This window comes from Mesorhizobium sp. LNHC232B00, assembly GCF_000502435.1.
Classification (GTDB): Bacteria; Pseudomonadota; Alphaproteobacteria; order Rhizobiales; family Rhizobiaceae; genus Mesorhizobium; species Mesorhizobium opportunistum.
This window is the reverse complement of sequence record NZ_AYWP01000002.1, coordinates 337,205-361,563: the sequence shown is the minus strand read 5'-3', so window position 1 is coordinate 361,563 and position 24,359 is coordinate 337,205. Positions and strand designations below refer to the sequence as shown.

Annotated in this window: 24 protein-coding genes and 1 pseudogene; 12 read left to right on the top strand and 13 right to left on the bottom strand. The window is 63.1% G+C overall.

Annotated elements, in window-relative coordinates; translation table 11 throughout:
* Positions 1-26: 26 nt before the first annotated feature.
* Both X743_RS164780 and X743_RS164785 read right to left on the bottom strand, forming a co-directional pair.
* Positions 27-1,214, bottom strand: coding sequence for a Gfo/Idh/MocA family oxidoreductase (locus X743_RS164780; protein WP_023763974.1), 1,188 nt, complete (start codon positions 1,212-1,214; stop codon positions 27-29).
* Between the two features lie 51 nt (positions 1,215-1,265).
* The gene (locus X743_RS164785) at positions 1,266-2,321 is read right to left on the bottom strand and encodes a sugar phosphate isomerase/epimerase (protein ID WP_023763973.1); all 1,056 of its coding nucleotides are present in this window, start codon (positions 2,319-2,321) and stop codon (positions 1,266-1,268) included.
* A 401-nt stretch (positions 2,322-2,722) separates the two neighbouring features.
* On the opposite strand from X743_RS164785, the gene X743_RS164790 reads away from it, so the two are divergent.
* From X743_RS164790 to X743_RS164810, 5 genes are read left to right on the top strand one after another with little or no spacing between them, the layout of a single operon-like run.
* Entirely contained in the window at positions 2,723-3,610 is an 888-nt protein-coding gene (locus X743_RS164790) for a sugar phosphate isomerase/epimerase (protein WP_013892917.1), read from the top strand.
* Between the two features lie 59 nt (positions 3,611-3,669).
* Entirely contained in the window at positions 3,670-4,839 is a 1,170-nt protein-coding gene (locus tag X743_RS164795) for a mandelate racemase/muconate lactonizing enzyme family protein (protein ID WP_023763972.1), read from the top strand.
* A 2-nt stretch (positions 4,840-4,841) separates the two neighbouring features.
* Positions 4,842-5,561: a FadR/GntR family transcriptional regulator gene (locus X743_RS164800; RefSeq protein WP_023763971.1), complete on the top strand. Its 720-nt coding sequence runs from the start codon at positions 4,842-4,844 to the stop codon at positions 5,559-5,561.
* A 2-nt stretch (positions 5,562-5,563) separates the two neighbouring features.
* On the top strand, positions 5,564-6,550 hold the full coding sequence (locus tag X743_RS164805) for a hydroxyacid dehydrogenase (RefSeq protein WP_032922856.1): 987 nt from the start codon (positions 5,564-5,566) through the stop codon (positions 6,548-6,550).
* A 42-nt stretch (positions 6,551-6,592) separates the two neighbouring features.
* Positions 6,593-6,991, top strand: a complete 399-nt coding sequence (locus X743_RS164810; RefSeq protein WP_023763969.1) for a hypothetical protein — start codon at positions 6,593-6,595, stop codon at positions 6,989-6,991.
* Between the two features lies 1 nt (position 6,992).
* Here X743_RS164810 and X743_RS01000000168600 read toward each other — a convergent pair.
* Positions 6,993-8,361 (bottom strand): annotated as a pseudogene (locus X743_RS01000000168600) (amidase).
* Positions 8,362-8,474: 113 nt separating this feature from the next.
* Between X743_RS01000000168600 and X743_RS164815 the strand changes: the two are divergent.
* Complete coding sequence (locus X743_RS164815) at positions 8,475-8,822, top strand: GFA family protein (protein WP_023763968.1); 348 nt, start codon at positions 8,475-8,477, stop codon at positions 8,820-8,822.
* Positions 8,823-8,907: 85 nt separating this feature from the next.
* On the opposite strand, the gene X743_RS164820 is transcribed toward X743_RS164815, so the two are convergent.
* Positions 8,908-10,122 (bottom strand): MFS transporter, encoded by a 1,215-nt coding sequence (locus tag X743_RS164820; RefSeq protein WP_023763967.1) that lies wholly within the window; start codon positions 10,120-10,122, stop codon positions 8,908-8,910.
* A 91-nt stretch (positions 10,123-10,213) separates the two neighbouring features.
* On the opposite strand from X743_RS164820, the gene X743_RS164825 reads away from it, so the two are divergent.
* Together X743_RS164825 and X743_RS164830 are read left to right on the top strand one after the other, a co-directional pair.
* Positions 10,214-11,200 (top strand): AraC family transcriptional regulator, encoded by a 987-nt coding sequence (locus X743_RS164825; RefSeq protein ID WP_023763966.1) that lies wholly within the window; start codon positions 10,214-10,216, stop codon positions 11,198-11,200.
* A 123-nt stretch (positions 11,201-11,323) separates the two neighbouring features.
* Complete coding sequence (locus tag X743_RS164830) at positions 11,324-11,674, top strand: DUF4437 domain-containing protein (RefSeq protein WP_023763965.1); 351 nt, start codon at positions 11,324-11,326, stop codon at positions 11,672-11,674.
* Positions 11,675-11,683: 9 nt separating this feature from the next.
* Here X743_RS164830 and X743_RS164835 read toward each other — a convergent pair whose 3' ends face one another.
* The 7 genes from X743_RS164835 to X743_RS164865 all read right to left on the bottom strand — a co-directional run bounded on the left by X743_RS164835 (position 11,684) and on the right by X743_RS164865 (position 18,412).
* Positions 11,684-12,787: an ABC transporter ATP-binding protein gene (locus tag X743_RS164835; RefSeq protein ID WP_023763964.1), complete on the bottom strand. Its 1,104-nt coding sequence runs from the start codon at positions 12,785-12,787 to the stop codon at positions 11,684-11,686.
* On the bottom strand, positions 12,787-13,890 hold the full coding sequence (locus X743_RS164840; protein WP_023763963.1) for an ABC transporter ATP-binding protein: 1,104 nt from the start codon (positions 13,888-13,890) through the stop codon (positions 12,787-12,789). The genes X743_RS164835 and X743_RS164840 overlap by 1 nt, the downstream gene beginning before the upstream one ends.
* Positions 13,887-14,123, bottom strand: coding sequence for a hypothetical protein (locus X743_RS164845; RefSeq protein ID WP_013892905.1), 237 nt, complete (start codon positions 14,121-14,123; stop codon positions 13,887-13,889). The genes X743_RS164840 and X743_RS164845 overlap by 4 nt, the downstream gene beginning before the upstream one ends.
* On the bottom strand, positions 14,120-15,079 hold the full coding sequence (locus X743_RS164850) for a carbohydrate ABC transporter permease (RefSeq protein WP_023763962.1): 960 nt from the start codon (positions 15,077-15,079) through the stop codon (positions 14,120-14,122). Before X743_RS164850 ends, X743_RS164845 begins: the two co-directional genes overlap by 4 nt.
* 1 nt (position 15,080) lies before the next feature.
* Positions 15,081-15,986, bottom strand: coding sequence for a sugar ABC transporter permease (locus tag X743_RS164855; RefSeq protein WP_023763961.1), 906 nt, complete (start codon positions 15,984-15,986; stop codon positions 15,081-15,083).
* 66 nt (positions 15,987-16,052) lie between these two features.
* Entirely contained in the window at positions 16,053-17,369 is a 1,317-nt protein-coding gene (locus X743_RS164860; protein ID WP_013892902.1) for an ABC transporter substrate-binding protein, read from the bottom strand.
* A gap of 359 nt (positions 17,370-17,728) precedes the next feature.
* On the bottom strand, positions 17,729-18,412 hold the full coding sequence (locus X743_RS164865) for a TetR/AcrR family transcriptional regulator (protein ID WP_023763960.1): 684 nt from the start codon (positions 18,410-18,412) through the stop codon (positions 17,729-17,731).
* A 51-nt stretch (positions 18,413-18,463) separates the two neighbouring features.
* Here X743_RS164865 and X743_RS164870 point away from each other — a divergent pair, with 51 nt between their 5' ends.
* From X743_RS164870 to X743_RS164880, 3 genes are read left to right on the top strand one after another with little or no spacing between them, the layout of a single operon-like run.
* A complete protein-coding gene (locus X743_RS164870) occupies positions 18,464-19,654 on the top strand; it encodes a Tm-1-like ATP-binding domain-containing protein (protein ID WP_023763959.1) in 1,191 nt (396 codons plus the stop codon).
* Positions 19,655-19,667: 13 nt separating this feature from the next.
* Positions 19,668-20,525 carry a phosphoenolpyruvate hydrolase family protein gene (locus X743_RS164875; RefSeq protein ID WP_023763958.1) on the top strand — a complete coding sequence of 286 codons (858 nt, stop codon included), beginning with the start codon at positions 19,668-19,670 and terminating at the stop codon, positions 20,523-20,525.
* A 6-nt stretch (positions 20,526-20,531) separates the two neighbouring features.
* A complete protein-coding gene (locus X743_RS164880) occupies positions 20,532-20,951 on the top strand; it encodes a cupin domain-containing protein (RefSeq protein WP_031257424.1) in 420 nt (139 codons plus the stop codon).
* A 191-nt stretch (positions 20,952-21,142) separates the two neighbouring features.
* Here X743_RS164880 and X743_RS164885 read toward each other — a convergent pair whose 3' ends face one another.
* Positions 21,143-22,333: a Xaa-Pro peptidase family protein gene (locus tag X743_RS164885; RefSeq protein ID WP_023763956.1), complete on the bottom strand. Its 1,191-nt coding sequence runs from the start codon at positions 22,331-22,333 to the stop codon at positions 21,143-21,145.
* Positions 22,334-22,396: 63 nt separating this feature from the next.
* Positions 22,397-22,618 (bottom strand): hypothetical protein, encoded by a 222-nt coding sequence (locus X743_RS1000000171900; RefSeq protein ID WP_156934379.1) that lies wholly within the window; start codon positions 22,616-22,618, stop codon positions 22,397-22,399.
* An 89-nt stretch (positions 22,619-22,707) separates the two neighbouring features.
* Here X743_RS1000000171900 and X743_RS164890 point away from each other — a divergent pair, with 89 nt between their 5' ends.
* Positions 22,708-24,318 (top strand): ABC transporter substrate-binding protein, encoded by a 1,611-nt coding sequence (locus X743_RS164890; RefSeq protein ID WP_023763955.1) that lies wholly within the window; start codon positions 22,708-22,710, stop codon positions 24,316-24,318.
* Positions 24,319-24,359: the final 41 nt, after the last annotated feature.

Here is a 24,359-nt window from a genome sequence, read left to right as displayed (position 1 = left end):
CCTTGACCCCCCAGATCCCCTCAGTCTTAGAGTTTGGTCCACGCCCCGTTCTTCTTCGACGACTTCACGCAGGCCTCGATGAAGGCCATGCCCTCGACGCCGTCGGCGATCGTTGGGAAGACGACATCCTTTGCCGGCTTGCCGCCCTTCCTGCGCGCTGCCCGGATGGCGCGCGCGGCTTCCTGGTAGATGTTGGCGAAACCTTCCAGATAGCCCTCGGGATGGCCCGATGGGACTCGGCTGACACGGCCCGCCACCGGCAGCGCGCCGGCACCGTTGCGGGTGATCAATTGCTTCGGCTGCCCGAACGGCGTGTACCAGAGATAGTTCGGATCGGCCTGCACCCATTCCAGCCCGCCCTTCGAGCCATAGATGCGCAACTTCAGGCCGTTCTCATGCCCGGGCGCCACCTGGCTTGCCCAGATCATGCCCTTGGCCGGATGCGTCTTACCGGAGGGCTTGAAGCGCAGCATGACGTTGACATTGTCGTCGAGCAGCCGCCCCGGCACGAAGGCATCGAGATCGGCCGAGAGCGAATCGAGTTCCAATCCGGAGACGAAGCGCGCGAGATTGTAGGCATGCGTGCCGATGTCGCCCAGCGCACCGCCCGCACCCGCCTGCTTCGGATCGCCGCGCCATGATGCCTGTTTCTGGCCGGTGGCGGCGAGATCCTCGGTCAGCCAGTCCTGCGGATATTCGGACTGCACGATGCGGATGTCGCCGAGCACGCCCTTGGCCACCATCTCGCGTGCCTGCCGCACCATCGGATAGGCGGTGTAATTGTGGGTGAGCACGAACACCTTGCCGGTCTTCTCGACGATCGCCGCGAGCTTCTTCGCCTCGGCCAACGTCGTCGCCAGCGGCTTGTCGCAGATCACGTGGATACCGGCCTCGAGGAAAGCCTTGGCCGCCGGCACGTGGACATTGTTCGGCGTCACGATGGCCACCGCCTCGATGCCGTCGGGACGTTTGGCCTCGGCCTTGGCCATTTCGGCATAGGACGCATAGCTGCGGTCCGGGTCGAGCCCGAGTTCGGCGGCCGAAGCCTTGGCGCGCGCCGGGTCGGACGACAGCGCGCCGGCAACCAACACGAAATCATTGTCCAAGCGCGCCGCGATCCGGTGCACCGCGCCGATGAAGGCGCCCTGCCCGCCGCCGACCATGCCGTAGCGGATCGGGCCGCCTCCCATCTCCGACTTCGATGCGCCGACCATGTCTTTCTCCCTCATGTCTGAAATATCATTCCCTCGATGGAGGGAGCCGCGTCAAATTCCCATCATGGCGCGCAACAGCTTCTTGTCGGTGGTGCCAGCGGCGAAATCGTCGAATGCCTTCTCCGTCACCCGGATGATGTGGTGCTGGATGAAGGGCGCCCCTTCGGCAGCACCGTCTTCGGGATGCTTGAGGCAGCACTCCCATTCCAGCACGGCCCAGGAATCGTAATTGTACTGCGTCAGCTTGGAGAAGATGCCGCCGAAATCCACCTGCCCGTCGCCGAGCGAACGGAAGCGGCCGGCACGGTTGGTCCAGCTCTGATAGCCGGAATAGACGCCTTGCCGGCCGGTCGGGTTGAACTCGGCGTCCTTGACGTGGAAGGCCTTGATGCGCTCGTGATAGATGTCGATGAATTCGAGATAATCGAGCTGCTGCAGCAGGAAGTGCGACGGGTCGTAGTTGATGTTGCAGCGCTTGTGGCCGCCGACCGCGTCGAGGAACATTTCGAAAGTGGCGCCGTCGAACACGTCCTCAGAGGGGTGAATTTCATAGCCGACATCGACGCCATTGTCCTCGTAGACGTCGAGGATCGGCTTCCAGCGTTTGCCGAGCTCGCCAAACGCTTCCTCAATGAGTCCAGCCGGCCGCTGCGGGAACGGATAGAGGTAAGGGAACGCCAGCGAGCCGGTAAACGACACTGAAGCATTCAGGCCTAGGTTGCGCGATGCTTTGGCGCCGAACTTCATCTGCTCGACAGCCCACTTCTGCCGGGCTGCGGGATTATTGTGCACCGACGGCGGCGCAAAGCCATCCATCTGCGCGTCATAGGCCGGATGAACCGCGACCAGCTGTCCCTGCAGATGCGTCGACAGTTCGGTGATCTCGACGCCGGCGTCAGCGCAGATGCCCTTCACCTCGTCGCAATAGGCCTTGGAAGACGCCGCTTTCTCGAGGTCGAACAAGCGTGCGTCCCAGGTCGGGATCTGCACGCCCTTGTAACCGAGACCCGCGGCCCATTTGGTAATCGAAGCCAGCGAATTGAACGGCGCCGCATCGCCCGCGAACTGCGCCAGAAACAGTCCAGGGCCCTTGATTGTCGTCGGCATCGGCATCCTCCTCATTTGTCGCGACCAAGCATAGCGCCGATTGGAAGCAGGACCAGCCATTTTGGTCTTCTCGCATCGTGCGCTTTGCAGGCACTGCCATTCTGGTATTACCAAATGAGCAAATTTGGTCAAGTCTCCCAATGCGCCGCCAAAGCCCTCCAGTTACTCAAAATGATGGCATATATCGCAATATAATCAATAGAGTAATCCGCACAAAAAGTTGCGATGCTGCGCTTCTTGCCGTTCCGGGGAATTTGCTGTAGACCTCATTTGAGGCCCAATTGGTCGAACCAGTTTGCAAGGAAAAGGCTGGGGATGCCTTGGGGAGAAACCCTTGCGTCGCCTTTCGGCGATGCATGTCGCAGGCAAACCATACGGACGAATTTTGGGAAGGACGGACCATGCATCTTTCGACGCACAACTGGATGCGCGCGGAACCTCTGGAGACGACGCTCAAGCGCATCAAGAAATTCGGCTACGAGTCGATCGAGATTTCCGGCGAGCCCGAACAGTATAAGACCAAGGAGACGCGGGCGCTGTTGAAGGAACATGGCATCCGCTGCTGGGGCGCGGTCACCTTGATGCTGGGCGAACGCAACCTCGCCGCCAGGAACCAGGGCCAGCGCGAGCGCTCGGTGCAGTATGTCAAGGACGTGCTGACCATGGTCAGCGAACTCGATGGCGAGATCATCACGCTTGTCCCCGCGACCGTCGGCAAGGTGGTGCCTGACGGCACCGAGGAAGAGGAATGGAAGTGGGTGGTCGACGCGACCCGCGAATGCTTCACCCACGCCAAGAAGGTCGGCGTCAAGATCGCGGTCGAGCCGCTGAACCGCTTCGAGACCTATCTGTTCAACCGTGGCGCCCAGGCGCTGGCGCTGGCCGACGCGGTCAGCCCCGAATGCGGCGTCTGCCTCGACGCTTATCACATCCACATGGAGGAATTTAACGTCCACGACGCCATCCGCCAGGTCGGAAAGCGCCTGTTCGACTTCCACGTCGCCGACAACAACCGTTTCGCCGCCGGCCTCGGCCAGATCGACTGGCCCAGGATCGTCGCCACCTTGAAGGAAGTCGGCTACGACGGCGCGCTGACCAACGAGTTCGTCGCTCCGGTCGACCGCACGCCGGCGGCACCCTATCCCGAAATGGTCGAGCGCCACCCGGTCGATATCTCGCCTGAGCAGCTGAAGTTCATCCAGGACCACGGCTCCAGCGTGCTCACCGAAAAATTCTACACCGACCAGATGCGTATCACCGCCGAAACGCTGCTGCCGCTGATCAAGTAGTCGACTGCTTTGGAAATTTGCCCTTTCGCCCCTGGCCGGCGGCAGGGCTGGGGAAAAATATGCGCATCAAGACCGTCCATGCCTGGTGGGTCCGCATCCCGATCGAAGCCGCTCGGCAACACCGCAGCGACTTCGGCCAGGTCACGACCTTCGACGCCGCCATCCTGCGCATCGAGACCGATGATGGGCTGATCGGCTGGGGCGAAGGCAAGAACGCCGCCGGCAGCGCCGGCAGTTACGGCGCCCTTGTCCATATGTTGAACCATGAGGTTGGGCCGCAACTGATCGGCCGCGATCCGACCGATATCGGCGTCATTTGGGAAATGCTCTACAACGGCGTGCGCCACGACAGCGCGATGCGCGCCGGCCATGCCATGCCGCAGCTGGCGCGGCGCGGCATGAGTGTCGCCGCCATCAGCGCCGTCGACATCGCGCTCTGGGATATTCTGGGCAAATCGCTGGGCGTCCCGGTCTGGCGGCTGCTGGGCGGCCGCAAGGCCGACCGCATGCAGGCCTATGCCTCGGGCGGTTGGGCTGCCGCCGATGCCATCGGCGAGCAATTGAAGTCCTATATCGCCCGGGGCGGCTTCAAGGCGCTGAAGATGCGGGTAGGCGCCATGGATGGCGCCGCGCACATTTCCGCCGCGCGTGTCCGCGCCGCGCGCCAGGCGCTCGGTCCCGATGTCGAACTGATGGTCGACGCCCACGGCACCTATACGGTCGCCGAAGCAAAGCGCTTCATCCATCTCGTCAACGACCTCGATCTCGCCTGGTTCGAAGAGCCGATCATTGCCGATGACAAGCCGGGCATGGCTGAAGTGCGCGCCTCGGGCGCCGTCCCGATCGCCACCGGCGAAAGCGAGGCGACGCGCTATGCCTTCCGCGACCTCGCCGTGCTCAAGGCCGCCGACATCTTCCAGCCGGATCCCGCCTTCTGCGGCGGCATCAGCGAGGCGATGAAGATCGGCACCATCGCCAGCGCCTTCAACCTGCGCTTTGCGCCGCATCTGTGGGCCGGCGCCCCCTGCTTCTTTGCCGGGCTGCATGTCTGCGCCGCGTCGCCGGCGAGCTTCACGGTCGAATATTCGCTCGGCGCCAACCCGATGATCCACGATCTGATCGAAGAGACTGTCGAAGCAAGGGACGGTATGATAGCGATCCCCGAAAAGCCGGGTCTGGGATTCACCATTTCGGAGCGGTTCCTGGAGGCGCACGCGCAACGCAATTGACGATGAAAGAAAAGAACCTCCTCGCGGAACTCGCCGCCTATCTGTTCTCCCACTCGGACAAGGAGACCGGCCGGACACCGTCGGAACGTGAGCTGGCGGAGCATTTCGGCGTCAGCCGGGGCCAGATCCGCGAAGCGCTCGCCATCCTCGAAGCCATGCGGATCGTCGAACGCCGTGCCAAGTCCGGCATCTACATCGACACCAAGCAGGCGAGCGTCGAGGCGCTGGCGCTGTTTGCCCGTGCCGGGCTGCCGCTCGATCCGCTGCAGATTTACGAGACGGTCGAGTTGCGCAAGATCCACGAGATCAAGGCCGCAGAACTTGCCTGTTCGCGTGCCACCGAGGAAAATTTCGAACGGCTGCGCGAAATCCTCAGGGCTTCCGAGGAGCGCATCGCCGCCGGCGAGGGCCTTGCCAAGGAGGACCGCGAATTCCATCTCGAGATTGTGCGCGCCACCAAGAACAGCGTCTTCCACAACATCTGCAGCGTCTATTATCTGATGGGCGAGCAGCGCCTGCCGATCTATTTCAACGACCCCGAACGCAGCGTTCGCTCGCATGCCGAACACGTGCAGATCTACGAGGCGCTGCTGCGCCGCGACGGCAACCTCGCCCAGGCGCTGATGAGCGCGCATTTGCAGGGCGCTGAAAGCTACTGGAAGGGCCTGATCGAAGGCGGCATGGCTGCTGTTCCGCCGAACCCGGCGCTCGAAAAGGCCTGACCGTGGCCCAGCCAAAGATCCTGTCGACCCATCCGCTGCACCCGCGCGCCGCGGCCAAGCTGGCGGGCACCGGCCAGCTTGTGATTGCATCGGCGCTCGATGCCGACACCCTGATCAGGGAGGCCAGGGATGCCGACATCGTCATCGTGCGTGCCCCGCTGCCGCCGGCGCTGTTCGAGGGTGCCTGGAAGCTGAGGGCGGCGATCCGCCATGGCGCCGGGCTCGACATGATCCCGATGGAGGCGGCGGCCGCCTCCGGTGTGCTGGTGGCCAATGTGCCGGCGGTCAATGCGCGCTCGGTTGCCGAACACGTCATGTTCACCACACTTTGCCTGCTTCGGCAATTCCGCAGGGTCGACCGCGACCTGCGCGCCAAAGGCTGGCTTGCCGGGCGCGAGCATGCCAACACCAACATCGAACTCGCCGGCAAGACCATCGGCATCGTCGGCCTTGGCGCCGTCGGCCAGGCTGTCGGCCATATCGCAGCGCACGGCTTCGACTTGAAAGTGGTGGCCACGACGCGCAGCATGCAGCCGGCGCCGGAAAAGGTCGGCTTCCTGTCGATCGACGCACTGGTCGAGCAGAGCGACATCATCGTGCTCTGCTGCCCGCTAACGCCGGAGACGCGCGGCCTGATCAGCCGCGAGCGCATCGCCCGCATGAAATCCAATGCGCTGCTGATCAACGTGTCGCGAGGCCCGGTCGTCGATGACGAAGCATTGATCGAGGCCCTGCAGAAGCGCCGTATCGGCGGTGCCGCGCTCGACGTTTTCTCGACGCAGCCGCTGCCGTCAAATCATCCCTATTTCGGCTTCGACAACGTCATCATCACCCCACATATGGCAGGCATTACCGAGGAATCGATGATGCGCATGGGCGTCGGCGCCGCGGGCGAGGCCCTGCTGGTGCTGGCTGGCAAACTGCCGGTCAACCTGCGCAATCCGGAAGTGGTCGACCACTACCGCCGGCGCTTTCCGCTCGACCTGTAAGGCATCGCCGTTTCGCCCCAATTCTCCGCGACGCTGGGAGCCATGTCCAATCTTCCCCTCGTATTTCTGACTGTCGTCGCTTCGTCGATCTTCGCTCTGCCGGTACTTGCTGCAGGCGAAAGCAGTTACGTCTATTGCGACAACGGGCTTCGCTGCTTCAAGGCGCCCTGCCCGTCGAACAGCGCGCTCGACCTCGCCACCGGCACGATCATCAAGGGCGTGTCGATCGACGCCAGCCGATTGCCGCAGGCCGACAAGGCGCGGGCCGACCTCTCCGATCTGCTCTTCTATGGCTCGATCGTCGTTCGGGGCAGGATCGAAAGCCGCCTAGACAAAGCGACAGACGGCATGCCTATGCGGAAAGTAATTGTCGCCAAAGCTATCGAACGGCAAGCGACGATGAAGGAACGCAACCACTGCTCATCAAGGGGACTATACTAAGTCATCCACCACCGAGCAGCGATTCGATTTCAGCGGCAATCCGCAACAGACGGCGATCATAGCCATTGCGTGCCACCAGCATCAGCCCCGCGGGTAGCGCCGTGCCCGGCATCGGCAACGAAATTGCACAGAGGTCGAACTGGTTGGCGACCTGCGTATTGCGCAGCAGCAGGCCCTCTATGTGATCGCGCAGCTCGGCATTCTCGGCCATCGATACGATGGTCNGTATTGCGCAGCAGCAGGCCCTCTATGTGATCGCGCAGCTCGGCATTCTCGGCCATCGATACGATGGTCGGCGCCGTCACCGGCGTCGTCGGCAAGGCCAGCACATCGACCGATGTCAGCCGCTCGTCCATGGCGGCGGCCAGCGCGGCGCGACGGCGCAAGGCCCTGATGTAGACCGGCGTCGGTATGGCGGCTGCCCGCGACAAAGGTCCGCTGACATGTGGATCGACCGGCACCGGTGCTCCCGCCGCCAGCCAGTCGGCATGGATTTCAGCCCCTTCCATCGCGGCGATCGAGCCACGTTTGGTCGCCGCGCGCATTTCTCCAAGCAGATCGTCTATCGACATGTCAGCCAGGCGCGCACCGGTCTGTTCGATCGTGCCGAGACAATGCTCGAACGCCGCGGTCACCCCGCTTTCCGTTTCTCCAAAAAGAATGCCGCGCGGAATGCCGATGCGAAGGCCTGAAAGCGGGATCGGCGCCAGCTCGGCCGGCACATTGCCGGCCATCACGGCATCGGCAGCGGCACACTGGGCTACCGTTCGAGCGAGCGGCCCGATCGAATCCAGTGTGCCAGATAGTGGGAAGGCACCGGTCAGCGGCACGCGCCGCGCCGTCTGCTTGAAGCCAACGACACCGTTGAGCGATGCTGGTATGCGCACCGAGCCGCCGGTGTCGGAGCCGATCGATATTTCGCTCGTCGCCTCGCCGACGGAAACGCCGGCACCTGAGGACGAACCGCCGGGAATGCGGCTGGCATCGACGGCATTGCCTGGCGTGCCGTAGTGCATGTTGTCGCCGATCGCGGTGAAGGCGAATTCGGTCATGTTGGTCTTGCCGATGATCACCGCGCCGGCTTGCCGCAACCGGCTGATGATGGCCGCGTCGCGCGAAGCAGGCATGGCGGTTTTGCGCATCAGCGAGCCGGCCGTGGTTGGTTCGCCGGCGACATCGAACAGATCCTTCACCGAGACGATGGTGCCGTCGAGCGGTCCCAACGTCACGCCGGCGCGGCTGCGGGCATCACTGGCATCGGCTGCCGCTCGCGCCACTTCGGCGTAGAGCCTGGTGAACACGCGTTCCTCACCGGCACGAGCGGCAAGCCGCGCCAGGATGATTTCCAGATGATCGCGGGTTGATTGCATTTTCGGTGTCGGGCTCCGGACGCCTCGAACGTCCTTGGGCAAGTGGCATGGTATGCCAAGACTTAACCCGGCGCAGGTGGTTTTGCACCCCTGCCTGACGCAAGGAAGAAACGATGCTCTACAAAGGCAGCTGTCACTGCGGCAAGGTCGCCTTCGAATTCGAGGCGGAGCTGACCGGGGCCGTGCGGTGCAATTGTTCGATCTGCTCGCGCAAGGGCGCGCTTCTGTGCGCCATTCCGCACGCGACCTTGGCCGTGCTGGCCTGGGGTGATGATTTGGGCACCTACACATTCGGCAATCACGCGATGGCGCACCGCTTCTGCCGCACCTGCGGCATCCACCCTTTCGCCGAGGATGTGCGCGAAGGCGGGGAGCGCAGCGCCTACATCAACCTCAACTGTGTCGCCGGTCTCGACCCGTCGACCTTGTCGATCTTCGACTTCGACGGGCGCTCGGCCTGACACCGTCGCATGAGCCATCACAATGGCAGCGGACCGAGAACCGTGACGGTTCTCGGTCCGCTCATAAATCAGGAATTCGGCGGCACTATTCCACGCGCTTCGGACCGCGGAGGGACACCACGATGGCCGCCAGCAATGTCGCCGCGCCGCAATAGGCGAATGCGCTGGCGACGCCGGCATGGTCGACCAGCAGACCACCAAAGACGGCGCCCAATGCAATCGCCACCTGGAACGTCGCCACCATCAAGCCGCCGGCGCTTTCAGCCTGGTCGGGCGCGGCTCGCACCAGCCAGCTCTGCAGCCCGACCGGCACCGCGCCGAAGGCAAAGCCCCAGACCGCGACCGAAACCGCGGCAATGGTCGGCGAGGCGCCAAGAACCAGCATCGAGGCGGCGGCCAGTGCAATCAGCAGGGGTGCCAGCGCGACCGCTGCCTTGAGATTGCGCTCGGCCAGGATGCCGCCGGCGACATTGCCGAAGAAGCCGCCTATGCCGTAGGCCAGCAGCACCAGCGAGATCGTCTCGATGTCAAGCACGGGCACCTTTTCGAGGAAAGGGCGCACATAGGTGAAACCGGCAAAGTGCCCTGATGCAACCAGCAGCACGACCAGCAGCGCCACCCTGATCGACGGGCGCTCCAGCACCTCGAGCAAGGTGCGGAAGCTTGCCGCTCCCAGGGGCGGCAGCTTCGGGATGGTCGCCACCTGCACCAGCAGCGCCAGCGCGCCGACGATGGTCGCGATCATGAACGCGGTGCGCCATCCCCACATGTCACCGACATAGGCGCCGACGGGGGCTGCGGTGACGGTGGCCAGCGAAACGCCGGTCAGGATGATCGACATGGCGCGCGGCATCAGCCGCATCGGCACCAGCCGCAGCGCCATGGCAGCCGACATCGCCCAGAAGCCGCCCAGGGCGACACCAAGCACGACGCGGGCAAGCAGAAGCATGGGCAAGGATGAAGCAAAGGTGGCCAGGAGATTGGACAGGATCAGGAACATCGTCAGCATCCACATCACCAGCCTGCGGTCCATGCGCCTTGTGATGATCGCCATGGTCGGTGCGGCAATGGCGCCGACGATTGCGGTCGCCGTCACCGCTTGTCCCGCCACGCCCTCCGTGACGCCGAGATCGCGCGCCATCGGGGTCAGCAGGCTGGCGGGCAGGAATTCAGCGGTAACGAGGCCGAAAACCCCAAGCGCGAGCGAGACCACGGCACCCCACGCGGGCTCTGTTCGCTCCTCCTGGTCCGTGGGGTTCAATAGGGCGGCGTCGACGGCGCCCGTTGCGGATTCGGCCATGGTCAGTCTCCGATGAAGTTGCAGCGCAGCATTTGGCTGCAGTGCAACATAGGGAGTGACTGGCTGGAGTTTCCATGTTAGAAACACCATTATGTTTGACCGTTCGTCCAAAATTCCGGTCACTGGCGACGCGCTGACCGACATATTGCGCGGCTTGCGTCTCGATGGCGTCGAGTATGGCCGCTGCGCAATGAAAGAGCCCTGGGGGATCCAGTTCCCGGCCCAGCCCGCGGCCCGGTTTCACTTCATCGGCCGCAAAGGCTGCTGGCTGAAGCAGCCTTCCGGTGAGTGGGTGCAGCTCAATGCCGGCGATGCGGTGTTGCTGCCGCGGGGCGCGGCTCATGTGTTGGCCAGCGAACCCGGCGCCCAGGCCTGGCCAATTCACAGCTACGGCCGCGAAGAGGTCTGCAAGGACGTCTATTGTACGTCGAACGCGGAGATGTGTGACAAGAATGGCCAGCCGGGCACGCTGCTGTTCTGCGCCAGCATGTATTTCAACCTCGATGGCCTGCATCCCCTGCTCGGGATGATGCCGGATGTGATGCGCACGCACGAGCTCGAAGACTACGAACCCGGCATTCCGCACCTGCTGGATTCGATGGCGCGCGAAGTGACGATGGAGCGCGTCGGCTCCGGCGGCATCCTGGCGCGGCTGGCCGACGTGCTTGCCGCCACCGTCATCCGCTCATGGGTCGAGCGTGGCTGCGGCGACTCCTCCGGCTGGATCGCGGCGGTCAGGGACCGCGACATCGGCCGCGTGCTGGCCGCCATTCATCTCGAACCGGACCATGACTGGACGGTCGAGTCGCTGGCCCGGATGATGGGCGCCTCGCGCTCGGGCTTTGCCGAGCGCTTCGCCACCATCGTCGGCGAAACGCCCGCAAAATATGTCACCCAGGTCAGAATGCATCAGGCGCGGCAATGGCTGGTCCGCGACCGGATGAAGATATCGGTCGTTGCCGCCCGCCTCGGTTATGAATCGGACGCCGCCTTCAGCCGTGCCTTCAAGCGCGTCATCGGTTCGGCGCCCAGCCACCTGCGCGCCGAGGAACAGGCCGACATCCGCCAGGCCGGGTAACGCAGCTTGGCCGTGACTGGCTGATGATTCCGCGTTAGAAAATCGGCATGGATTTCAGTTCATCCGAGCGGATCCTTCCGGCATCCGGCGGTCCGCTGACCGACATGCTGCGTGGATTGCGGCTTGAGGGCGGACAAGATTCCCTATGTCGCCGAAGTGCCCGACCAGCCGCAGCGCCTCGGGCCATTGTGGGGCGAGCGGGCCAAGGGCCCGGCGGGCACGTTGCTGAAGGTCCCTGGCAACTGGCGTGCTCCCGTTCACGCGCACACCGCGGACTACCGGGCGGTGGTCATTAAGGGGCTGTGGACGCATTGGCAGATGGACGACGGCGAAGCAACCACGGTCGAACTGCCTCCCGGGTCCTACTGGACCCAGAAGGCCAACGAGATGCACGACGACGCTTGCCTCTCCGACACCGAGTGCGTGATCCTTTTGATCAACGACACACCTTACGAGACCTACATGGCAAAGTGATCGGGCGCTCTATCCGGCGTGCCGCAAGCTGACGCCACTGCCCTTGTCGAACAGCACGACCTTGTCCGGGTTCCAGGCAAAGCGCACCGGCTGCTCGATCGCGACATCGGTCCTTGCCGGCACCGTCGCGCGCAGCGTCGTGTCGCCGACCCTGAGCGTCAGTATCTTTTCGACGCCGTGATTCTCGACATCGTGGACGCGCGCCTCGACCGGCGCGCCGCTTTCCAGATAGACGTCCTCCGGACGGATGCCGAAGACGAGCGGGCGGCCGTCGGTCGCGCCGCTCGCCTTTAGTCCCGACAAAGTATTGGCGCCCCCCGCATAAGGCAGTTCGAAATTCAGCGGTACCATCACCGCGCGGCCGTCGACCAGTTTGCCGTCGATGAGGTTCATCGGCGGCGAGCCAACGAAGCTCGCCACATAGGTGTCGCGCGGGTTGTTGTAGATCTCGTGCGGCGTGCCGGTCTGGACGATGCGGCCATGATTGAGCACGCCGACCTTGTCGCCCATCGACATCGCCTCGATCTGGTCATGGGTGACGAACAGGAAGGTGGCGCCGAGCTGTATCTGCAGGTTCTTCAGTTCCGTGCGCAGCGCCTCGCGCAGCTTGGCGTCGAGCGCCGACAGCGGCTCGTCCATCAGGAACACGCGCGGCTTGCGCACGATGGCGCGGCCGATGGAGACGCGCTGCATCTCGCCGCCCGACAGGCGGTCGGTCTTGCGGTCGAGCAGATGCTTGATCCTGAGCGTGCGCGCGGCGCGGTCGACGCGATCCTTGATCTCGGCGTCCGGCAGCCGGCGGATCTTCGGCTTCAGCGGGAATTCGAGGTTTTCGCGCACCGTGTAGCGTGGATAGAGCGAGTATTGCTGCAGCACCAGCGCCACGTCCCGCTCGGCCGCGCCCCAGTCGGCGACGTCGACGCCGTCGATGAAGACCTGGCCTTCGCTTGGTTTTTCCAGGCCGGCGATTAGCCGCAGCGTCGTCGTCTTGCCGGCACCTGTCTCGCCCAGCAGCACGAAGAACTCGCCATCGGCGATGTCGAGATCGAGCCCGACCAGGGCGGTGTGGTTGCCGAAGGTCTTGGAGATGTTCTTGAGCTGGATATGCGCCATCAGAGTCTCACATCAAGCGACTTGCCGCTTGCCTTGTCGAAGAAATGCGCCTGGGTCGGGTCGATCCTGGCGAACACCTTCTCGCCCGGTCCGGCGACGAAGCCGCTCTTGGTGCGCGCGCGCAGCATCTTGGAACCGACCTTCAGGTCGACGATGTCGAAGGAGCCGAGCGGTTCGACGATCTGTGTTTCGACAGCCATGAACCCCTCGGCGGCGTCACGGCGGATGAGCACGCCTTCCGGCCGGATGCCGAGTGCCAGTCCACCCGCGGCATGGCCGTTGAGCTTCGACAGGAGAGCTCGCGGAAACTCGAAGCCGGTGGCCGCGTCACCCACGGTCACCGATGCGGACGAGGCTTTTTCGGCCACCGCCGCGTCGGCGACATTCATCACCGGACTGCCGACGAATTGCGCCACGAACAGATTGGCCGGGCGCGAATAGACTTCGTCCGGCGAACCGACCTGCTGCAGCACGCCTTCATGCATGATGACGATGCGGTCGGCGAGGCTCATCGCCTCGATCTGGTCGTGCGTGACATAGATGGTGGTCGAGCCCTGCTTGATGTGCAGCCGCTTGATCTCGGCCCGCATCTCTTCGCGCAGCTTGGCGTCGAGTGCGCCGATCGGCTCGTCCATCAGCATGGCCTTCGGCCGCCGCACCAGTGCCCGGCCGATGGCGACGCGCTGCATGTCGCCGCCTGACAGCGCAGACGGTTTTTTAGCCAGCAGGTCCGTTATTTGCAGCGTCTTGGCGACCGAGCGCACCTCGCTGTCGATCTCCGCCTTGCTCTTGCGCGTGGCGCGCAGGGGAAAGGCGATGTTCTCGTAGACGCTCATATGCGGGTAGAGCGAAAACGACTGGAAGACCATGGCGATGTCGCGGTCGGCCGCCTTCAGATGCTGGATCGGTTTGCCATCGATGAGGATATCGCCTTCGTCGATCGTCTCCAGCCCGGCGATGGCGCGCAATGTCGTCGTCTTGCCACAGCCCGACTGGCCGAGCAGAACGATGAACTCGTTGTCGGCGATCTGGAGGTTGAGGTCCTTGATGACCTGGACGGCGCCGAAAAATTTCTGGACGCCGCGAAGCTCGATCTGGGTCAATGCTGTGCTCCCGGATTTCGCGCCTGCATGTCCCCGGAATGCCCGGTACCGGCCTTGTCTTCCGGTGCGATCTTCGAGGTGACGTTGAAGCCGATCAGCCCGATCAGGATGATGGTCAGGCCGTATGTGTGCAGCAGCATGTTCCACGGCTGGCAGAGCGCGACGATGCCTAGCACCATCAGCACCTGGCTGCCTGGCTCCAGATATTTCTGATTGATGGCGCGAAAGCTCATTTGCGGATCGCTCCGAAGGACATGCCACGCAGCAGGTGATTGCGCAGCAGGAAGGTGAAGATGGCGACCGGCAGCAGGAACAGGAAGGTACCGGCGGCGATCACCGTCCAGTCCGGCAGGCCGGAGCCGACCTGGCTGGGGATGAACGGCGGGGCCGTCTGCGCACGGCGATTGGTCATGATCAGCGCGAAGGCATATTCGTTCCACGCGGTGATGAAGCAGAACACGGCGGTGGCGGCGATGCCGGTGGCCGCCTCCGGCAGCACGATCTTGAAGAAGGCTTCCATGCGCGTGTAGCCGTCGACGAGTGCAGCCTCCTCATATTCTTTCGGTATCTCGTCCATGAAGCCCTTCATCAGCCACACCGAGAAGGACAGGTTGAAGGCGGTGTAGAGGATGATCAGCCCGACATGGGTGTCGTTGAGGCCGACCGCTCGGTACATCAGGAACATCGGGATCGCCACCACCACCGGCGGCAGCATGCGCGTGGACAGGATGAAGAAGAGCAGATCCGCCTCCCCCTTCACCTTGAAGCGCGAGAAGCCGTAGGCGGTGAACGTGCCCATGCCGACCGCCAGCACCGTCGAGGTGATGGCGATGATCAGCGAGTTCAGGAAGCGGCTCGGATAGCCCGACCACTGCACCTGACCTTTACCGTCACGCACGATCTTCTCGCCGCCATCGAAAACGACGCGCTCCCACCACGGGGCGGCCGCGTACTCTTCGGGCGTCGGCGGACTGCGCAATTGCGAGCGCTTGGTGAACAGCTTCACGAAAGGCGAAATTTCCGGCTGGAAGACGACCGTCGGCGGGATGGTGGTGGCCAGGTTGCGCGGCTTGAACGCCGTCGAGGCGATCCAGTAGATCGGGGCGAGGAAGATGATCGTCACCAACAGCACGGCGACGATGGCGATGCGGTTGAAGCCGATCTCGGAAGAAGTGCGGACTGCGGCCATCTCAGCGCTCCTTCACCTTGTTGAGGTATTTGACATATATGTTGGTAATGGCCAGCACCATGATCAGCACGATGTAGGCCATCGCGCAGGAACGCCCGGTCTGCCACTCCTGGAACGCCATCTTGTAGAGCCGGATCGAGATCAGCTCGGCCGTCGGCTGGCTGGTCAGGATGTAGGCGAGGTCGAAGGTCTTGAACGCCTCCATGGTGCGGAAGATGACCGCGATCATCAGGATCGGCGCGACCAGCGGCAGCGTGATGCGGAAGAAGGTGTAGAACGGTCCGGCGCGGTCGATCGCGGCGGCCTCGTAGAGATGTTTCGGCACCGCCGAGAGGCCTGCCAACGACAACAGCATGACGAAGGGTGACCACATCCAGATGTCGGTCAGCGCAACCGCATAGAGCGCCATCTTGGGATCGGCCAGCCACTCGAAATTGCCGAGCCCGAGCGCATAGTTGATGACGCCCCATGATGGATCGTAGAGAAGCTTCCAAAACAAGCCGACAACAGCCATCGACAGCATCATCGGCAGCAGCAGGAGCGTGGTGATAAGGCCCTTGAGCGGGATATCCCGGTTGAGCAGCATCGCCACGCCGAAGCCGACAAACAACTGGCCGGCGACCGAGATGATGACGTATTTGGCGGTGATGGCGAAATTGGACCAGACATAGGGGTCGTTGAGCAGGTCGCGATAGTTCTGCAGCCCGACGAAAGTCGCCGGCGCATTGGTCGACGCACGAAAGTCGGTGAAGGAATAGCCGAGCGAATAGATCAGCGGAAAGATGTTGAAGACGATCAGGAACAGGACCGTCGGGATGATGAAGAGATTGCGGATGGAAGTGTCGCTCAGGCCGCGCGCCGCCGCTCTTGAAGACCTGTCCAGCGTGGTGATCATCGTGGTCGCCAAGACCCTGCTCCCGGTTGCGGAAAAGAAACGGAGGGGGCTTCAAGCCCCCTCCGCGAGGCATGATCGTTATTGGCCGCGGCCGTACTTCTTGAAGGTCGCGTTCCAGTCGGCCGCCAAAGCGTCCAGCGTTTCCTTAGCGGTACCTTCCCCGCCGATCATGTAGGGATAGACGCGCTGGTTGAGCTGCTGCAGCAGTTCGGCATATTCCGGCACCGCCCAGAAATCCTTCACCTTGAACATGGTCTCGTAGAAGGCCTTGTTGTAGGGCGTGGCGTTCTGGAATTCCGGCGACTTGAGCACCGCCGCGCTGCAGGTATAGCCGCCAAGGGCCGCCCACTTCTTCTGGGTCTCGTCCTTGATGAACCATTCCAGGAACTTCGTCGCCTCTTCCTGCTTCTGCGAGTAGGAGACGATGGAGATGCCCTGCCCGCCGAGTGCGGCGAACTGGTCGCCGTTCGGGCCTGGAGGGTTGGCGAAGAAGCCAGTGTTCTTGGCATTCGGGTTCGACGCCTCGTTGATCAGCGAGGGGAAGAACGCGAAGAAGTTCATGCTCATCGCGGCCAGGTTTTCGGTGATGGCCTGGTTGTCCTCGACGAAGAACGACTTGGCCCAGCCCGGAGGCGTGAACTTGTAGAGTTCCTTGTAGGCATCGAGCGCCGCCACCGCCTTTTCGGAGTTGATGTGGCCGTCGACCTTGTAGGTCGAATAGTCGCCCAGATCACCGCCATAGGAAAACAGCGCGTTCTCGAAACCCATCGCCATCGCGTCGTAGGAATTGTCGGTGTAGATGGCGATGCCGTATCTCTTCTGATCCGGCCGGTAGAAGAATTCGGCGATGTCGCGCAACGCCTTGAAATCCTTCGGCACGTCGAGGTCATAACCATACTTGGCTTTGAAGGCCTCCTTTTCCTTGGGATCCTCGAACCAGTCCTTGCGATAGGACCAGCCGACGGCATCGCCTTCGAGCGGGATGGCCCAGTATTTGCCGCTGTTGCCGGGATATTCGGAGTAATATTTCACCGTCGCCGGCGCCATTACATTGCCGAGGTCATGCTTCTTGAAGAAATCGGTCAGGTCCACATAGTGGCCGCCGGTCGAGCCGGCGCCAAGCCACTGCGAGTCGCCGACGACCAGGTCGTAGGCGTCGCCATGGGCGTTGAACTCGGTGAAGGCCTTGGTCTGGAAGTCGGACCACGGGGTGGTTTCCACCGTGATCTTGACGCCCGTTTCCTTCTCGTACTCGTTGCCGAGTTCCTGCAAATAGTTGGCCGGATCCCATTCCGCCCAGAAGATGGTGAGCGACTTTTCCTGCGCGTAGACGGACGTTCCGCAGGCAAGCGTTAAGCCGATACCAGCAAGCACGCTGGTCACTAACTTGCGCATAATGATTTCCTCCCTTGTGCGCGTTCTACCTTGTCATGCGGGCCGGCGACGCAGCCGACCCTGGTAGTTCCTCCCGTAATCGCACCTTTCCGGTTTCGGCCTCCTCGCCCTGCCGGAAAAATGGATCGCAACCCTCACTTTCAACCCACTTTTATGATCCAATCTGGTATTACCAATCCTGCGTCGGCGTCAAGCCCTTTCTTGGGAACCCAACTTCCTCGACGCTCCCGGATTCAGACATTATCTGCCTGTTTTCGCATGATTTTCCTACTCAGTGATATGCACAGGTGTTGCCTGCCACCTCGGGCTGGAGTTAATATCGATAGTCGGCATGCAAATCTGGTCGAACCAGATTGGTGCTATTTCACGGCCGTCCTTGAGCCGACACCGCCTCCTTCATCGATCGATTCCGCGACCGCCGCACGCACCAGCGCTCCAGCCGCCCATTGCGCTACCGCCATCGTTTTGCGGCTATCCAGCCCCCAGATGTCTTTCAGCACGATCAGCACCTCGACGCCGAAGATCAGCGACAGTGCCTGCGCCAGGCGTTTGAAGTCGCGCGGCGGCAAGCGGCCTTTGAGCGGCGCGATCGCCTCCTTCAAAAGATCGACGCGATGACCGCGCGTGAGGGCCGGCTCGCCGCCCAGCGTGCCGGCCTGGCGCCTTGCCCACTGGTCGAGCGACAGCTTCAGCGCCGCCTTGAACGTCGCCTCGAAGGCCTCGATACGCGGCATGGCGGTCGCGAACAGCTCGGCGACCCGGCGCCCGGCATCGGTGGAGGTCGATTGCCAGGTCAGGATCGGGCCGAGCCCCTCATTGACGACCGCCTGCACCAACGCCGCCTGGCTTGGGAAATAACGATAGGCGGTGGCACGGGAAACCTGCGCTGCTTCCGCGACTTCGCTGACCGAAGGCGTGACGCCCGCCTGCATCAGCCGCGTCGCCGTCTCCAGCATCAGCCGTTTCGTGCGCGCCCGGGGTCCGCGCTCGGCTCTCTCGCTGGCGTCGTCCTGCACGGCGGCTTGTTGACGTGAGACATCCATATCAATACGATACGCGCGTCTCAAAAATTTGCAATGACCTGGGAACGGCCCGTGAAGCGCATCTACGTCGTGGGCACCGCCGACACCAAGGGTGAGGAACTCGCCTTCCTGGCCGATGCGGTCACCGGCGCCGCCGTTTGCCGTGTCGATGTCGGAACGCGCAACGCAACCGTGCCTGTCGACATCACCGCCAAGGAAATTTCCGGCCATCACCCCGACGGCGTCAACGCCGTGCTCGGCGGAAGTGATCGCGGCGCCGCCGTCGCCGCGATGGGCCTCGCCTTCGCCCGCTTCATCCAATCTCGAAACGACATTGCCGCGATTATCGGTATTGGCGGCGGCGGCGGCACATCGATCATCACCTCGGGCATGCGCGCCCTGCCGCTCGGCCTGCCCAAGATCATGGTCTCGACGCTCGCATCGGGCGACACCGCGCCCTATGTCGATGTCTCCGACATCATCATGATGCCTGCGGTGACCGACATGGCGGGGTTGAACCGGCTCTCCCGCGTCGTCCTGCACAATGCCGCCCAGGCGATCTCCGGCATGGCGGCGAGGCCTGCGCCGCTGCCCGACGGCAAAACTTCGATCGGCCTCACCATGTTCGGCGTCACCACGGCGTGCGTGACGGCCATCGCCGACCAGCTTCGCTCCCGATATGACTGCATGGTTTTCCACGCCACCGGCACCGGCGGCCGCAGCATGGAGAAGCTTGCCGACAGCGGCCTGCTATCCGGCATGATCGACATCACCACCACCGAGGTCTGCGACCTTCTGCTCGGCGGCGTGCTACCGGCGACGCAGGATCGTTTCGGAGCGATCATGCGCACCCGCCTGCCCTATGTCGGTTCGGTCGGCGCGCTCGACATGGTCAATTTCTGGGCGCCTTCGACCATTCCGGAACGATATCGCGGCCGGCTGTTCTACGAGCACAATCCGAACGTCACGCTGATGCGCACCACGGCAGACGAGTGCCGCCAGATCGGCGAATGGATCGGCGCCAGGCTCGCCCGCTGTGAAGGACCGGTGCATTTCCTGCTCCCTGAAAAGGGTGTCTCGGCGCTCGACGTCAAGGGTGGCGCCTTCTTCGATCCGGAGGCCGATGCGGTCCTGTTCGAAGCCATCGAGCGCACCATCCAGCCAAACGGCATGCGCCGCATCACCCGCCTGCCGCTGCACATCAACGACCCCGAATTCGCCCAGGCGGCAACCGCCGCCTTCCTCGACATCGCCAGACACTGAGGTTCAAAAAAATATGCCCGCCATACCGCGCAAGGACATACTGAAGAAGTTCCGGGGAATGATCGACAAGGGCGTGCCGATCGTCGGCGGCGGCGCCGGCACCGGCCTGTCGGCCAAGGCCGAGGAGGCCGGCGGCATCGATCTCATCATCATCTACAATTCCGGGCGCTACCGCATGGCTGGGCGCGGCTCGGCCGCCGGCCTGCTCGCCTATGGCAATGCCAACGAGATCGTCAAGGAGATGGCCTACGAGGTGCTACCGGTGGTGAAGAAGACGCCGGTTCTGGCCGGCGTCAACGGCACCGATCCTTTCGTCATCATGCCCCTGCTTCTGGCCGAGCTGAAGACGATGGGCTTTTCCGGCGTGCAGAACTTTCCGACCATCGGCCTGTTCGACGGCTCCATGCGGCAGAGCTTCGAGGAGACCGGCATGGGCTTTGGGCTCGAGGTCGACATGATCGCCGAGGCGCACAAGCTTGACCTCTTGACCACGCCCTATGTCTTCAACCCCGACGAAGCTCGCGCCATGACCAAGGCCGGCGCCGACATCGTCGTTGCCCATATGGGCGTGACGACGGGCGGCTCGATCGGCGCCACCTCGGCCAAGTCGCTCGACGACTGCGTGGTCCAGATCGATGCCATCACCGAAGCCGCCCGCTCGGTTCGCAAGGACGTCATCCTGCTTTGCCATGGCGGCCCGATCTCGATGCCCGACGACGCGCGCTACATTCTCTCGCGAGCCAAGGGCCTGCACGGCTTCTATGGCGCAAGCTCGATGGAACGGCTGCCGGCCGAAGCGGCGATCGCCAGGCAGACTGCCGATTTCAAGGCGCTCGGCGGCGAGAAAGCCGCGAAGAAAAAGAAGGGATGATGAGAGATGATCGACAAGAGCAAGGTGTTTGTCTACCCGAAGGACGTCAGCGCCTTCGGCTTCGACTGGGGCAAGCTGTCGCTGACGGTGGCTCCGGAAGTGAACGGCGCTGTCCGCTTTTCCGGCGGCGTGGTCGACCTGCCCTCCGGCAAGGGCCACGCCCGCCACAACCATCCCGGCGCCGAAGAGATCATCTTCGTCATTTCGGGCCATGGCGAGCAGATGGTCGAGGACGAAAAGGGCAATCCGGTGGTCGAGAAGGTCGGCCCCGGCTGCACCATCTATGTGCCGGAAAGCCGTTTTCATTCGACATTGAACACAGGCGACGGGCCGATGCAGCTCTTCGTCGTCTATTCGCCGGCTGGCCCGGAACTGGGCTTGCGGGAACTGCCGGATTTCAGGCTGATTCCGGCGGGTGGCGAGTAGTCTCTCCTCGCGCTTCCGCGTTTACGGGGAGGCTCCCTCATCCGGCCGCTTCGCGCGGCCACCTTCTCCCCGAGGGAGAAGACAGAAGCCAGCGCCGGCGCGAACTCCTCTCCCCTTGGGGAGAGGTCGGATTGCCCCGAATTGCCCTTCGCAATTCGGTTGGCAATCCGGGTGAGGAGGCCCGCGCCGAGCTAGGCTGTCCCGCCCCGGTTCCACCCCCGCCCCCGATCACCGAACATCACATAGCCGCTCTCGGTCACCGCCAGTGTATCCTCAAGCTTGATGAAGCCACGCGTCGGGTGGAGCATCGTCGTCTCGACCGACAGCACCATGTTCTTCTCCAGCGGCTTGGCCGCATAGGTGCCTTCATAGGTCACCGGATGGTTGGTCATCAGGAACGGCGCCTCATGCGTGATCAGGCCCATGCCGTGGGCGAAGAAATCCGTATAGGCAGCGACTTTCGATTTCTTCAGCACGCCCTCGGCGTGGGAAATCATCTCGCCGCCGAGCGTGCCCGCTTTGACCTTCGAGAAGGCAGCCTGCTGCACCGTCTCGACCTCGGCCAGCAGATCCTCCAACTCGGCATCCGGTTCGCCCAAGATGCCCATCCGGCAGAGGTCGCCGATATAGCCGTGGTAATTTCCGCCGGAATCGATCGACAGCACCTCGCCCTTCCTCCACGCCTGCGGTGAAGCGGCTCGGTTGTGGCTGGAGCCCAGCGTCAGCAGGCAATATTCGAAATGGATCCCGCGATTGGTTTCCTCGCGCCGCAACTGCTCGATCATCTCGGCCTTGGTCGTGCCTTCGCGCGCCCATTGGATGGTTGCCAGCATGGAATCGGTGATCAGTTCGGAAGCCGTGCGCAGCTTCTCCAGCTCGGCATCGGTCTTGATCGCACGCATGCGCTCCAGCATGTCGGTCGCATCGATCAGCTTGGCCTCCGGCAGCGCCTTGCGGATCAGCGTGTAGGCGTCCGAGGGCAGGAAACCCGGCTCGATGCCGATGCGCGCGCCCGCCTTGCCGATCTTCTGCAGATGTTCGACGGCGAGGTTCGCGGCATCGAGCGTGCCCCAGCAGGCGGCGTGCAGCGTCGGTGTCCAGAACGGGTTGTTCTGGTGCTCGCCGCCTTCCATGCGGTTGCCGATATAGGCGGCGTGATCGGGTCCGCCCTTCTCGTAAACGACAATGGGCAGATAGCGGCTATGGCCGATCGCATCCATGGCGGCGAAGAAGATGAATTTGTAGCCGCCAAGCAGATATTGCGTGTTGTGCTTGGAGGTCGCGAGCAGCACATCGATGCCGGCCTCCTCCATCAGCCGATCGACCCTAGCCTGGTCGAACGGGATCTTGCTGACGGCACTCTTGCCCGGCGCAATGTTCATCTCTCTCTCCCTGGATTGCTTGGGATCACTGGCCGCTTCGCGTCCCGATCCGCTGGCTGTCGATCAAATCTGCACCATTTTTCCCACACTGGTCCAGCCAGAAATGCACGAAGATCGTGACTGCGCCGGCACCAAGTCGTCATTGGCCGTATATCCATCAAATCTGGTCTTACCAGATGGATTGAATTGAGCCATTTCCCGCAAACTGGTCCAGCGGACGAAAATTTCAAAGCCAAGCAAGGATGCGCCAATTCCGTCTCTGGCGAAACCTTTGGCAAGGCTCATAATCGCCGCCGCAAGGATGCCGGCGGGCTCGCAGGCGTCCGAGGGGTATGGCGCGCCGTGTGGGGTCGCGGAGAGGACGGAGTTCGATCATGTCAGGTTTCACGATTTCCAGACGCAAAATGCTTGCCGGCTCGGCGATACTGCTCGCCTCCACCGCCATGCCGACACTTGGCTGGGCGCAGACACCGAAGAAGGGGGGCCGGCTGGTGCTCGCCGCCGATTCCGAGCCGCGCAACCTCAACCCGGCGATCGTCGCGTCAAACGGCGTCTTCTTCATCTCCAGCAAGATCGTCGAAACGCTGGCCGAAGCCTCCTTCGACGGCAAGGACGGGCTTGCGCCACGCCTGGCTCTGAGCTGGGAAGGCGCCGCCGACGGGCTCTCGGTGACGTTCAAGCTGCGCGAGGGCGTCAAATGGCATGACGGCAAGCCGTTCACATCGGCCGACGTCGCCTTCTCGGCGCTGCAGATCTGGAAGCCGCTGCAAAATCTCGGGCGCACCGTGTTCAAGGATCTGGCTGGCGTCGACACACCTGACGATCTCACCGCCGTCTTCAAATTCGCCAAGCCGACGCCGTTCCAGCTGATCCGCAACGCGCTGCCAGCGCTGAGCAGCGTCGTGCCGAAGCATGTCTACGAGGTCGGCAAGATCGAGGACAACCCGGCCAACAACGCGCCCATCGGCACTGGGCCGTTCAAGTTCGGCGAGTACAAGGCCGGCCAGTATTACCGGCTGATCAAGAACACGGATTACTGGGGCAAGGACGAGCCCTACCTCGACGAAATCATCTACCAGGTGCTGCCCGACCGCACGTCGGCGGCAAGCGCACTGGAAGCCGAGGAAATCCAGCTTGCCGCCTTCTCGGCCGTGCCGCTGGCCGACCTCGACCGCATCTCCAAAGTGCCGGGCCTGAAAGTGATCATCAAGGGTTACGAAGGGCTGACCTATCAGCTCGTCGTCGAGATCAACCATCGCCGCAAGGAGCTGGCCGATGTGAAAGTGCGCCAGGCGATCGCGCACGCCATCGACAAGGATTTCGTCGTCAAGACCGTGTTCCTTGGCTATGCCGCGACCGCCACCGGCCCGGTGCCGAAGAACGACCCGCAGTTCTACACCGCCGACGTGCCGACCTATGCCTTCGACGTCGCCAAGGCCAACGCCTTGCTCGACGAGGCCGGCTACAAGAAAGGCCCGGACGGCAAGCGCTTTACGCTCAAGCTCCTGCCCGCGCCGTATTTCAACGAGACCAAGCAGTTCGGCGACTACCTGCGCCAGGCGCTCGCCGCCATCGGCATCGACGCGGAGCTCGTCAACAACGACTCCGCCGCGCACATCAAGGCCGTCTACACCGACCACGCCTTCGATCTTGCGGTGGGTCCGCCGGTGTTCCGCGGCGATCCGGCGATCTCGACAACCATCCTGGTGCAGAGCGGCATTCCCGACGGCGTGCCGTTCTCCAACCAGGGCGGCTACAAGAACGACGCGCTCGATGCGCTCATCGCCAAGGCATCCGAGACGCTCGACACCACGGCCCGCACCGACCTCTACAAGGAGTTCCAGAAGGAGGTGGCCGCCGACCTGCCGCTGATCAACGTCGCCGAATGGAGTTTCATCAGCGTCGCGCGCGACACCGTTGGCAACATCGCCAACAACCCGCGCTGGGCGGTGTCGAACTGGGCGGACACGTATCTGGAATCGTGACACATTTGCGCGGATGAGAATTCGCGAAATCATCATAGACG

What these genes read in the sequence shown, in the direction of transcription:
- X743_RS164780 (WP_023763974.1), bottom strand. Translation starts at nt 1,214, where the DNA reads ATGGTCGGCGCATCGAAGTCGGAGATGGGAGGCGGCCCGATCCGCTAC.
- X743_RS164785 (WP_023763973.1), bottom strand. Translation starts at nt 2,321, where the DNA reads ATGCCGACGACAATCAAGGGCCCTGGACTGTTTCTGGCGCAGTTCGCG.
- X743_RS164790 (WP_013892917.1), top strand. Translation starts at nt 2,723, where the DNA reads ATGCATCTTTCGACGCACAACTGGATGCGCGCGGAACCTCTGGAGACG.
- X743_RS164795 (WP_023763972.1), top strand. Translation starts at nt 3,670, where the DNA reads ATGCGCATCAAGACCGTCCATGCCTGGTGGGTCCGCATCCCGATCGAA.
- X743_RS164800 (WP_023763971.1), top strand. Translation starts at nt 4,842, where the DNA reads ATGAAAGAAAAGAACCTCCTCGCGGAACTCGCCGCCTATCTGTTCTCC.
- X743_RS164810 (WP_023763969.1), top strand. Translation starts at nt 6,593, where the DNA reads ATGTCCAATCTTCCCCTCGTATTTCTGACTGTCGTCGCTTCGTCGATC.
- X743_RS164815 (WP_023763968.1), top strand. Translation starts at nt 8,475, where the DNA reads ATGCTCTACAAAGGCAGCTGTCACTGCGGCAAGGTCGCCTTCGAATTC.
- X743_RS164820 (WP_023763967.1), bottom strand. Translation starts at nt 10,122, where the DNA reads ATGGCCGAATCCGCAACGGGCGCCGTCGACGCCGCCCTATTGAACCCC.
- X743_RS164825 (WP_023763966.1), top strand. Translation starts at nt 10,214, where the DNA reads ATGTTTGACCGTTCGTCCAAAATTCCGGTCACTGGCGACGCGCTGACC.
- X743_RS164835 (WP_023763964.1), bottom strand. Translation starts at nt 12,787, where the DNA reads ATGGCGCATATCCAGCTCAAGAACATCTCCAAGACCTTCGGCAACCAC.
- X743_RS164845 (WP_013892905.1), bottom strand. Translation starts at nt 14,123, where the DNA reads ATGAGCTTTCGCGCCATCAATCAGAAATATCTGGAGCCAGGCAGCCAG.
- X743_RS164850 (WP_023763962.1), bottom strand. Translation starts at nt 15,079, where the DNA reads ATGGCCGCAGTCCGCACTTCTTCCGAGATCGGCTTCAACCGCATCGCC.
- X743_RS164860 (WP_013892902.1), bottom strand. Translation starts at nt 17,369, where the DNA reads ATGCGCAAGTTAGTGACCAGCGTGCTTGCTGGTATCGGCTTAACGCTT.
- X743_RS164865 (WP_023763960.1), bottom strand. Translation starts at nt 18,412, where the DNA reads ATGGATGTCTCACGTCAACAAGCCGCCGTGCAGGACGACGCCAGCGAG.
- X743_RS164875 (WP_023763958.1), top strand. Translation starts at nt 19,668, where the DNA reads ATGCCCGCCATACCGCGCAAGGACATACTGAAGAAGTTCCGGGGAATG.
- X743_RS164880 (WP_031257424.1), top strand. Translation starts at nt 20,532, where the DNA reads ATGATCGACAAGAGCAAGGTGTTTGTCTACCCGAAGGACGTCAGCGCC.
- X743_RS164885 (WP_023763956.1), bottom strand. Translation starts at nt 22,333, where the DNA reads ATGAACATTGCGCCGGGCAAGAGTGCCGTCAGCAAGATCCCGTTCGAC.
- X743_RS1000000171900 (WP_156934379.1), bottom strand. Translation starts at nt 22,618, where the DNA reads ATGAGCCTTGCCAAAGGTTTCGCCAGAGACGGAATTGGCGCATCCTTG.
- X743_RS164890 (WP_023763955.1), top strand. Translation starts at nt 22,708, where the DNA reads ATGTCAGGTTTCACGATTTCCAGACGCAAAATGCTTGCCGGCTCGGCG.